This window comes from Ruegeria sp. AL11 (genome assembly GCF_056540865.1).
The window spans coordinates 1-675 of sequence record NZ_JBQFXO010000069.1 but is presented as its reverse complement, the minus strand read 5'-3'; the positions used below and the strand labels follow the sequence as shown (position 1 = coordinate 675).

Sequence of the window (675 nt, the reverse complement as noted above, 5' to 3'; positions counted from 1 at the left end):
GCAATCGCCGACCGCACGGATTTGCCCCGCCGTTTCGTGGAAGACCCGGTACGTACGGCCATTCTGATCTCGTCGACCGAAACACTGGATGGTTTTGCAAGTGGTCTGTCCGAGATCTCGGAGGGAGAGATCCTCGACAGCAATGCCAGCGTCTTGGACAGGAAAGGCCGGATATCAATGCCGGTACAGGGCATCTTGCTGCACAAGGCGGGTGAAACGGACGCCGCTGGTGTCACGCGCCCCGGCCTGATCGTGGGGACACGCCCGCGCGCCTTGGTCACATCGCCAACCGCTGCGACAATTCGCTATCGCGGGCCGCTGCTGGACCTGGGGAACCTGATAATACTTGAACCTCAATCGGGACTTTTGTTCGTATTTTCCGGTTTGCAGGAGGTCTATGGCCGGACCGGTCAGGTGATCCCAGAGGGCACACCAGTTGGTCTGATGCCCGGTGAAATGCCGGAAATCGGCGCAATTTTGTCAACAAGCAGTGATGGCACTGGAACTGACCGCTCAGAAACGCTCTATATAGAGGTAAGAGAAGACAATCGCCCCGTGGACCCGGAATCTTGGTTTCGGACCGACAAGGATGGATAAACGAGTATGAAGAAATTTGTGATGGCCGGTCTGGCCGGAACCCTGGCAGGCGTATTTGCAACAACTCAGATCGCTGGG

The 675-nt window shown here is 57.2% G+C and carries 1 protein-coding gene; it reads left to right on the top strand.

The features are described 5' to 3' along the window. Positions 1-597 (top strand): murein hydrolase activator EnvC family protein (locus ACR0IP_RS23320; protein ID WP_480528185.1); only part of this gene is annotated, 597 nt, incomplete at its 5' end. Between the last annotated feature and the right edge of the window lie 78 nt (positions 598-675).